This window comes from Marinimicrobium sp. UBA4509, from assembly GCF_002388575.1.
GTDB lineage: Bacteria > Pseudomonadota > Gammaproteobacteria > Pseudomonadales > Cellvibrionaceae > Marinimicrobium > Marinimicrobium koreense.
Window position 1 is genome coordinate 27,943 of sequence record NZ_DGMV01000056.1, and the last position, 9,361, is coordinate 37,303.

Below are 9,361 nucleotides of genomic sequence, written 5' to 3' on the forward strand. Positions count from 1 at the left end.
GCCATCACCGCGAGCAGGATGAGCAGGTTGGTCATACGAATGGTCAATGGCATAATCAGGTCTCTTGGGGCCATCACAAGGCGCTATCACTGCGCCGCCTTTAGGCTACAATGGTACGCAATAACGCCCTGAGCGCGCCACCATTTAGCGCACAGATTCCCGAATGAATCACCGGTAGGTTTCCGATGTCGATCTTCAAATATGCGTCTAACCGACCGTCGACAGGCTTTTTTCTGTCCTTGGCGCTCAGCGTCGGTCTGCTGTTGAGCTGGTCAGCCAGCGCCCAGGAGGATGAGCTGGAAGACGGCCAGCTTTATGTACCGCTAAGTGAGCCACTGGTGGTCAACTACGGCGGACCGGGGCGGCTCAAGTATTTACGGGCCGAAGTCTCGCTACGTCTCGATAAATCCCGGGACGCCAGTGTGATCCGCCATCACATGCCACTGATACGCCACCACCTGGTCATGCTGTTCAGTCGCCAGGGGGAGGAAGAGATCAATACCCAGAGCGGGCGCGAGCAACTTCGCCAGACCGCGCTGGCGGAAACCAACGCGCTGCTCGCGCAGGAGGAAGGTCGGGAAAACGTGGTCCGCGACCTGCTGTTCCGGAACTTTGTGGTTCAGCGCTAAGTCTCGGAGGCGCTGCAACCGCAGTCCTGATACTGGCGGTAATAGTTCGCCAAGTAGTCTTCAAAGCTGAGCTGATCCTCCGCCTCGACGGCTTCCTGGTCGCTCAGGGACTGTTCCGCCATTCGCACGTAGGCGGCTTGTTGCTCAGACGCCAGCGGACGCTGCAGAAACGCCTCCCGGTGCCGCTCGGCCAACCCCATGGAGTGGCGGAAGAAGGTCAGCTTGTCCCGGCGCATGTCTTCCAGAACCCGAGCCGAGGGCGTGAGGGCCGGGTTGTCCAGTTTGCGACGCTGCTGCGCCACCGCCGCCCGGAAGTGCCCGTCACCGGCACTCTGATCCAGCAGACCCGCGCAGTCATCCATCTCCCGCAACAGTGCACCGGCCCACTCGAACATCGATACTTCACCGGCCCCGCGGCACAAGTTCAGGCCGGGCTCACGGCCACGGTAGACAATCCGCGTCTGGTTTTCCTGGATGTTGCGATACTCCTGATCGTCCGCTTTCGGGCTCGGCGACAACAGACAGTGCAGCAGGAAGGCATCCAGAAAATGGATCTGCTCGGCACTGATACCCAAGGGCTCATAGGGGTTCAGATCAACGCAGCGCACCTCAACGTACTCTACGCCGCGCAGTCGAAGCGCCTGTAGCGCCGTCTCGCCACGCCGTGTGGTGCGCTTGGGACGCACGCTGCTGTAAAACTCGTTCTCGATCTGCAGCAGACTGGTGTTGAGCTGTTGGTACTCGCCGTCTGTCCCCTTCACGCCAACGGCCTGATAGGCCGGGTGAGGCTGGGTGATGGCTTTGCACAGCGTCTGAAGGTACGAGGGTAGATCGTTGTAGCAGACAATCATCTGTTGCTGGGCATCGCTTTGGTAACCCAGATCCCCCATGCGCAACGAGGTAGCGTAAGGGGCGTGCAGGGTATGCTCATCGCCCTCAAACGGCACCAGTTTGTGCGGCCGATTGCGCACAAATGAACGACAGACCGCAGGGGCGGCGCCGAACAGATAGATCAACAGCCAGGAATAGCGCCGGAAGTTGCGAATCAGGTCGAAGTAGCGCCGGGTTTTGAAATCCTGCAGGGAGCCGGTATCTCCCTCTTCGCCCTGCAGGGTGCGCCAGAAATCGTCCGGCAGCGAGAAGTTGTAATGGACTCCGGCAATGGTCTGCATGACCCGCCCGTAGCGGTGGGCCAGCCCCAGGCGGTACACGGTTTTCATCTTGCCGCTGTTGGAGCTGCCATAGAGCGCCACCGGCACCCCTTCCTCGCCCTTGAGCGCACAGGGCATGCTGGCCGGCCAGAGCAACTCCCGGTCCAGCACGCTATAGGTGTAACGGTGAACATCATCCAGCTGCTTGAGCAATGCATCGACCCGGGTGAACGGCTCGGTAATGAACTCAAGCAGCGCTTCGCTGTAATCGGTGGTGATATGCGGGTGTGTCAGCGCCGACCCCAGCCCTTTGGGGTGCACCGCCTGGGACAGTTCACCCTCGGGCGTCACCCGCAGACTCTCTTTTTCCACGCCCCGGCGAATGCCGCCCAGCGTCTGATTGGCGGTTGACGCGAAGTGCGTCAGAAGATGGCGGAAACGCTCGGATTGGGACAAGGTTGGCTCCTTTACAGCACGAACCGGCCGGTATTGAAAACGCGTTAGTCTTGCGCCTCTTGGGCGGACTCGGAGGGCTCAGGTGACGCTTCCGGCGCCGGCTCGGCACTGTCCGCCCGGACCGGCTTCACTCGGGCCCGCGGCGGGGGCATGTCATCCACCGCCAGCACCGGAAGACCACGCTCATCGGGCTGACAGGGCAGAATATGAATCCGCTGTTCGAAATCCTTGGCGCTCACTTCCACCTTCAGATTGATGGCCTCGTCCTTGTGGGGTGTCTTGTACAGGGCACCGCGGTCCCGACCGTCCAGCCAATCCTTCTGTTTACCCAGAAAATACCCATGCTGATTGCGCAAAATGTACAGCTCTGTCATTGATCACCTTGCAGTCGTCACTCAACGTCACAGGACGGAGGGGCGTGCGGAATCTGACCTCCGCCGAAACGGGAATTGTTCAGTGTTAGGGCCCCGAGTGCAAGGGGTTTTTGCCAAACCGTCGGTCTGGCTGCCGCCACCTCCGGTCCGTCATACCTCAAATGGGTGATGCCCCTCTACCCCACCTGTACTAGACTGCCGGGAGGAGTTTAGCGACAGCTTCGCGCCGGAGCCGCTGTTCCGCTCCATCGGCAGCGACAGGGACCCGTCCGGACCAGGATTCGGTACCGACCTCTCATAATCATATTGGAGCCAGATCATGCTTGTATTCATTCGAACCTTACTGTTGAGCTTCGCCCTGATAACGCTGGCCGCTTGCGGCGGCGGCAGCAGCGGCGGTGACACCCCACCCACCAACGACGACGGCGGCGGCGATACCAATGACGACGATGGTGGTGACACCAACGACGATAGCGATGGTGACGACGGCACCGATGATGACGGCGGGGACGACGAGCCCACCGCCGGCAGCCGTACCGGCACCTTTGTCGACAGTGCTGTTGCGGGAGTGACGTTCACCAACGCTCCCAGCGGCGTCACCGGCACCACCGACGCCCAAGGCCGGTTCACCTTTGAGCCGGGCGATACCGTGACCTTCTCCATTGGTGATCTGAGCTTCCCCCCAACCACCGCACGCGGCGTCATTACGCCTCTGACCATTGCCGGCACCGATGACCCCACTGATGTGGTAGCGACCAATATTGCCCGCCTGCTGCAGACCCTCGATTTTGATGGGGATGCCAGCAACGGCATCGATATCGCCAGCCAGGCCGCCGACTTCGCCACGGCGGTGGATTTCTCGGCTGAGGATTTCGATGATCAGGTGGCCGACCTGGTCACCAACTCCGGCAGCGACAATGCCACCCTGGTTACCGCCGAAGACGCTCGGGCTCACCTACAGGCCTCAATCGACAATGTCCGGGACCAGGCCGTGGGGAGCTGGTATTACGTGGACACGTCAGCGGCGGATCCTGAAGAACAGTTTGTCATCGTGCTGACCCTATTAGCCGACGGTCGCTTCGCCATCTTCAATGACGAGGACTGGCCCGAAATGGATGGTTTCGAAGTGGGTGAACTCGACTGGAACATCAACAATGGCCAGATCACCCTGTCGAACGTGCGCGACTACAACGGTGAGATTGGCCTGTCCGGCAGCACCTGCGCCTCAGAGGAAGACAGCCTGTTCACCTTTGACCTGGTAACTGGCGACAACCCCGGCGACGACAAGCTGTTATTGGGCGCCGACACCGGCGTCGGAGAAGGTTGCGACAGCGAAGGCGACGGTGCCGAAGTCATTGAGTTTACCCGCCTCTACAGCGACACCGACGGCCGGGTGGGCACCTGGAGCATTGATACCGAGACGGAATTCGTTCTCATCCACCTGTTTGAAAGCGGCCTGTACGCCATGCTTCAGGAGTCGCCAATGGATGATGCAGGACAGACAGGTATAGAGCGCGGCCAATACACCATCGACAGCGACACCGGCGCCGCCACGTTCACCCAGGCGACAGACACCAATGGCGAATGGGGCCTTTCACACCCCTGCCCCGGCACGGCTCCTGGAGTACGGGATTGCTTGGATGGTGGCGGCGATACGATTACTACCATCAACTTCAATGCCGAGACCAACCAGCTGGTGCTGATTGAAAGCCTGGAAACAGAAAACAATGGCGGCGAAGAGCAACCTATTCTTTTTGAAAGAATAGGTCCGACTGGCGTATCAGTAGGCTCTGGTGGTGGCTCTGGTACCGACGGCGGTGGCGACGACGACACGCCCGCGGCAACCGGTGGGTCCTACACACTGACCGAAACCCTGGTTTCGATCACCGGCCCCACCATCGACGATCCCGTCAGCGGTCCGGGGTACGACGTGTACTGCGCCGATGAGACGGTGGGCGATACCCTGGAAGAGCAGATTCAACTGGAACTGGACGCGGCCAATGGGTCATTCGTCTTAACGTCAGGCACAGGCGATGACACTGACTCCATCACCGGCACATTGACGGCGGAGGGCCAACTGAGCTTTTTTGAGCCTGTGTCAGAACATATACCACAGGAAAACTTCGTCAGCAGCGACAGCAGTGACTTTGTCGGTTATTACGACCCCGACGCCAGCAATATCAGCGGAACTTGGATAGAGGTGCGGCAAACCACGTACGTGCCTGAGGACATTACGGTTGAGTGCGCCATGAACTGGTCATGGCAGCTGACCATGAACCAGTAGGCTGACACGCTTTTCTCAGGAGCATGAAGCTTCCAACCTGAAGAGACCAGTACGACCGTGCGGAGGTACTGGTCTCTTCTCTGCCCCCGCCATTAATCCACCTCCCCTCGAACCGACGGCCATTAGGACAATACCCCACACTCTTGCCCAAAATGAAAACGTTTCTATTTTTTGACTCAGCCACTTGCCAATCACCTAAAAACGGGTCCATAATCTGCCTTATTCAGTGTCTTAACGACCATAAGCCGGAATGGCAACGTTTTCATAAACCTTTTTATGAATACTCTCATTCCGGCCGGAGCGTCGGAGCACACAGCGCTAACGGAGCGAAACCGTGTCGATCAAGCAAGTGGCCAAATTGGCCGGGGTATCCATCTCCACGGTATCCCGGTGCCTGAACAGCCCCGACCAGGTCAAACCCAAGACCCTGGCGGCGGTTCAGTCGGCTATTGAGGAAACCGGCTACACCCCCAATGCCCTGGCCCGCAACTTTCGTCGAGGCAAAACCGGGCTGATTCTGGTGGTGCTTCAATCCGTGGGCCTGCCCTTCTGGGAAGGCGTGATGCGCGGCATCAATGGCGTCGCCCGGGAAACCGGCTATTCGATCCTGATCCGGGAAACCGCCAGCAGCCAGCCCGAGCTGGACGACTACTGCAAGATGGTCATGTCCAAGGAGGCCGATGGCATCATCGTGCTCGCCAGCCCCTCGCCCATTTCCGGCACCAGCCAGTACTCCACCCAGGCACGGCGCACCCCGATCGTGCTCGGCTGCGAAAACGTCACCGACGAAATGGCCCATATCCCCAGCGTACGGGTCGACAACCGTCGCGCCGCGAGCGAGGCCACCCAGTATCTGCTCCAGCTCGGTCACCAGCGCATCGGCTTTATCGCCGGTTCGCGCGGTTCACTGCTGACCCGTGACCGGGAGCGGGGCTACTTCGATGCCATGAAAGCCAGCCCCCAGGGCGAACACCGGGAGTGGGTGGTCAACGGCGATCAGACCATCGACGGTGCTCGGCGGGCCACCCGCAAGTTGCTCAGCCTGCCGGAGGCGCCCACCGCCATTTTCTGCGCCAACGACGAAATGGCGATGGCAGCAATCTATGAAATCAAACGCCGGGGGCTGCGCGTCCCCGAAGACATTTCGGTGGTGGGCTTCGATGACACCCGCTACGCGGCCATCATGGATCCGCCCCTGACCACCGTGGTGCAGCCCACGGAAGAGATCGGCGAGCGCACCATGCGCCGGCTGATCAGCGCCATTGAGGGCCACGATATTGGCGAGGCACCGGAAATTGTGGAGCACCGATTGATTGTCCGGGACTCGACCGCACCACCCCGCGCGGATGACCCCGGAAGTAAGCGTGGTCAGCCCTCCGAGCAGACGGTCTGAATCGATCAACGCGGATTTACTGTTAGTCACCTAAACTATAAGATGGGCAGCAAGCGGCTCAAACCCAACAGACAGCACCCAACAGACAGAAAGAGTAGAACTATGTACTTTTTAGGATTAGACATCGGCAGCTCCTCGGTCAAACTGGCCGTCATCAATGGCGAAACCGGCGAACGGGTGGTGGGCGCCACCTACCCGCCCCAGGAAATGACCATCAGCGCCCCGCAGTCCGGCTGGGCGGAACAGTCCCCGGAAGCCTGGTGGGACGCCGTGCGTCAGGGCTGCGCCCAGATGTGGGCCGAGCACCCCGAAGCGAAAGACAAGATCGGCGCCATCGGCATCTCCTATCAGATGCATGGCCTGGTGGCGGTGGATGCGCAGGGCGAGGTATTGCGCCCCTCGATCATCTGGTGTGACAGCCGCGCGGTCGCCACCGGCGAGAAAGCCTTTGAGGAACTGGGTAAAGACTGGTGCATGGAGCACCTGCTCAACTCCCCGGGCAACTTCACCGCCGCCAAGCTGCGCTGGGTGCAGGAAAACGAGCCGGATACCTACGCCAAAATCGACAAGATTCTGCTGCCCGGCGACTACATCGCCTACAAACTGAGCGGCGAGTGCACCACCACTGCCTCCGGCCTGTCCGAAGGCGTGTTCTGGGACTTTGCCGAAAACAAAGCCTCCGAAAAACTGCTCAAGCACTGGCATATCGATCCAAGCCTGTTGGCCAAACAGGTCCCGAACCTGGGCGTGCAGGGCGAAGTGAACGAACAGGCCGCCCGCGAACTCGGCATCAACCCCGGCACCAAAATCGCCTTCCGCGCCGGCGACCAGGTGGCCAACGCCATGAGTCTGAACGTGCTGGAGCCGGGCGATGTGGCCACCACTGCCGGCACCTCCGGCGTGGTCTATGCGGTCACCGACAAGAACATTGCCGACCCCGATCAGCGCATCAACACCTTCCGCCACGTCAACAAAGGCGAGGCCGAAGTGCACAAGGGCCTGCTGGCCTGCATCAACGGCGCCGGTCGGATGAACAGCTGGCTGCGCGGCGTGCTGAGCGCCGGCGGTGAAGTCTCCTACCCGAAACTGAACGAGCTGGGCGAATCTGTGGAACCTGGCAGTGAAGGCCTGAACGTCTATCCTTTCGGGAACGGCGCCGAGCGGATCATGCGCAACAAGCTGCTGTCCGCCCAGATGGATGGCCTGGACCTGAACCGTCACAGCGTCAACCACATCGCCCGCGCCACCCAGGAAGGCGTGGCCTATGCCATGAACCTGGGTTTTGATCTGATCAAGGGCCTGGGCGCGGAAACCCGCGTGGTGCGCGCCGGGCACAGCAACATGTTTTTGAGTCCGATTTTCAGCAGCGCCTTTGTGAACCTGACCGGCGCTCCGCTGGAGCTGTATCAGACCGACAGCGCCGAGGGCGTCGCCCGGGCCGCGGCCTGGGGTTGCGACTACTACACCTCCCGTGAGGATGTGTTCCGCACCCTGACCCGCAAGGCGATTCTCGAGCCGGAGGCAGCGCTGCAATCCCGTTATCAGGAACTCTATGGCCATTGGCGTGAGGCGGTCGAGCGCCGCCTTGCCGAGGCCCGATAAGGACACCCGAAACCGGGCGGTGGCTCCACCGCCGCCCACCTCTTTTCACACAAAGCACAAAAGGTCATTACCATGAGCATCACCCTAGGCGATAAAGAGTATTTCCCCGGCGTTGGCAAAATTGCCTACGAAGGCCCTGAGTCCGACAACCCCTTCGCGTTCCAGTATTACGACGAGAACCGCGTAGTGGCCGGCAAGACCATGAAAGAGCACTTCCGCTTTGCCGTGTGCTACTGGCACACCTTCTGCGGCGCAGGCCACGACCCCTTCGGCCCCGGCCCCTTCCACTTCCCCTGGAGCGAAGGCAAGGATCACGAAACCCGCACCCGCATGAAGCTGGACGCGGCGTTTGAATTCTTCACCAAGCTGGGTGTGCCCTACTACTGCTTCCACGATGTGGACGTGATTGAAGAGGGTGATTCCCGCGCGGAAACCCAGAAGCGTCTGCAGAACTGGGTTGAGCTGGCGAAAGCCAAGCAGAAAGAATCCGGCGTAAAACTGCTGTGGGGTACCTCCAACCTGTTCAGCAACCCGCGTTTCATGAACGGTGCTTCCACCAACCCGGACTTTGACGTGGTCGCTTTCGCCGGCGCCCAGTTGAAAGACGCGATGGACGCGACCATTGCACTGGACGGTGAGAACTACGTGTTCTGGGGCGGCCGCGAAGGTTACATGAGCCTGCTTAACACCGACATGAAGCGCGAGCAGGAGCACCTGGCCCGCTTCCTGACCATGGCCCGTGACTACGGCCGCAAGAACGGCTTCAAGGGTAACTTCCTGATCGAGCCCAAGCCGATGGAGCCGACCAAGCACCAGTACGATTTCGACAGCGAAACCGTCATCGGCTTCCTGCGTCATCACGGCCTGGACAAAGACTTCAAACTGAACATCGAAACCAACCACGCCACCCTGGCCCAGCACACCATGGACCACGAAATGCAGGCAGCGGCCAACGCCGGCATGCTCGGTTCCATCGATGCCAACCGCGGTGACTACCAGAACAGCTGGGACACCGACCAGTTCCCGTACAACATCAACGAAACCGTTGAGATGATGCTGGTTCTGCTGCGCCACGGCGGTTTCCAGGGCGGCGGTGTAAACTTCGATGCCAAGCGTCGTCGTAACTCCACCGACCTGAACGACACCTTCTTCGGTCACATCGGTGGTATGGACGTGTTCGCCCGCTCACTGTTGATCGCCGACGACCTGATCCAGAAGTCGCCGCTGGAGAAAATGCGCGCCGAGCGTTACGCCTCTTTCGACAACGGTAAAGGTGCCGATTTCGAACAGGGCAAACTGTCTCTGGAGCAACTGGCCGAAATTGGTAACGCCCTGGGCGAGCCCAAGCAGACCAGCGGCCAGCAGGAGCTTTACGAAAACATCATCAACCGTTTCGTACGCTAAGCAGATTGTCCTGAAAACCGCTTCGTTCTCCAGAAGATTGTTTTGAAGGGCTGAGAGTGGACCGGCGG

Annotated in this window: 7 protein-coding genes; 5 read left to right on the top strand and 2 right to left on the bottom strand. The window is 60.2% G+C overall.

All coding sequences use genetic code 11. From position 1 onward, the window contains the following. Nucleotides 1-185: 185 nt before the first annotated feature. A complete protein-coding gene (locus B3520_RS10840; protein WP_286805749.1) occupies nt 186-629 on the top strand; it encodes a flagellar basal body-associated FliL family protein in 444 nt (147 codons plus the stop codon). Here B3520_RS10840 and gshA read toward each other — a convergent pair. Together gshA and B3520_RS10850 are read right to left on the bottom strand one after the other, a co-directional pair. Beyond that, nucleotides 626-2,206, bottom strand: coding sequence for a glutamate--cysteine ligase (gene gshA / locus B3520_RS10845; protein WP_286805777.1), 1,581 nt, complete (start codon nt 2,204-2,206; stop codon nt 626-628). The genes B3520_RS10840 and gshA overlap by 4 nt on opposite strands. A 74-nt stretch (nt 2,207-2,280) precedes the next feature. Next, the gene (locus B3520_RS10850) at nt 2,281-2,610 is read right to left on the bottom strand and encodes a hypothetical protein (protein WP_286805748.1); all 330 of its coding nucleotides are present in this window, start codon (nt 2,608-2,610) and stop codon (nt 2,281-2,283) included. A gap of 319 nt (nt 2,611-2,929) precedes the next feature. On the opposite strand from B3520_RS10850, the gene B3520_RS10855 reads away from it, so the two are divergent. The 4 genes from B3520_RS10855 to xylA all read left to right on the top strand — a co-directional run bounded on the left by B3520_RS10855 (nt 2,930) and on the right by xylA (nt 9,293). Continuing rightward, nucleotides 2,930-4,894 (top strand): hypothetical protein, encoded by a 1,965-nt coding sequence (locus B3520_RS10855; protein ID WP_286805746.1) that lies wholly within the window; start codon nt 2,930-2,932, stop codon nt 4,892-4,894. Nucleotides 4,895-5,228: 334 nt separating this feature from the next. After that, nucleotides 5,229-6,287 carry a LacI family DNA-binding transcriptional regulator gene (locus B3520_RS10860; protein ID WP_286805744.1) on the top strand — a complete coding sequence of 353 codons (1,059 nt, stop codon included), beginning with the start codon at nt 5,229-5,231 and terminating at the stop codon, nt 6,285-6,287. Nucleotides 6,288-6,389: 102 nt separating this feature from the next. Beyond that, the gene (locus tag B3520_RS10865; RefSeq protein ID WP_286876034.1) at nt 6,390-7,889 is read left to right on the top strand and encodes a xylulokinase; all 1,500 of its coding nucleotides are present in this window, start codon (nt 6,390-6,392) and stop codon (nt 7,887-7,889) included. A gap of 72 nt (nt 7,890-7,961) precedes the next feature. Continuing rightward, nucleotides 7,962-9,293 (top strand): xylose isomerase, encoded by a 1,332-nt coding sequence (gene xylA, locus B3520_RS10870; protein WP_123639351.1) that lies wholly within the window; start codon nt 7,962-7,964, stop codon nt 9,291-9,293. The last annotated feature ends 68 nt before the right edge of the window (nt 9,294-9,361 follow it).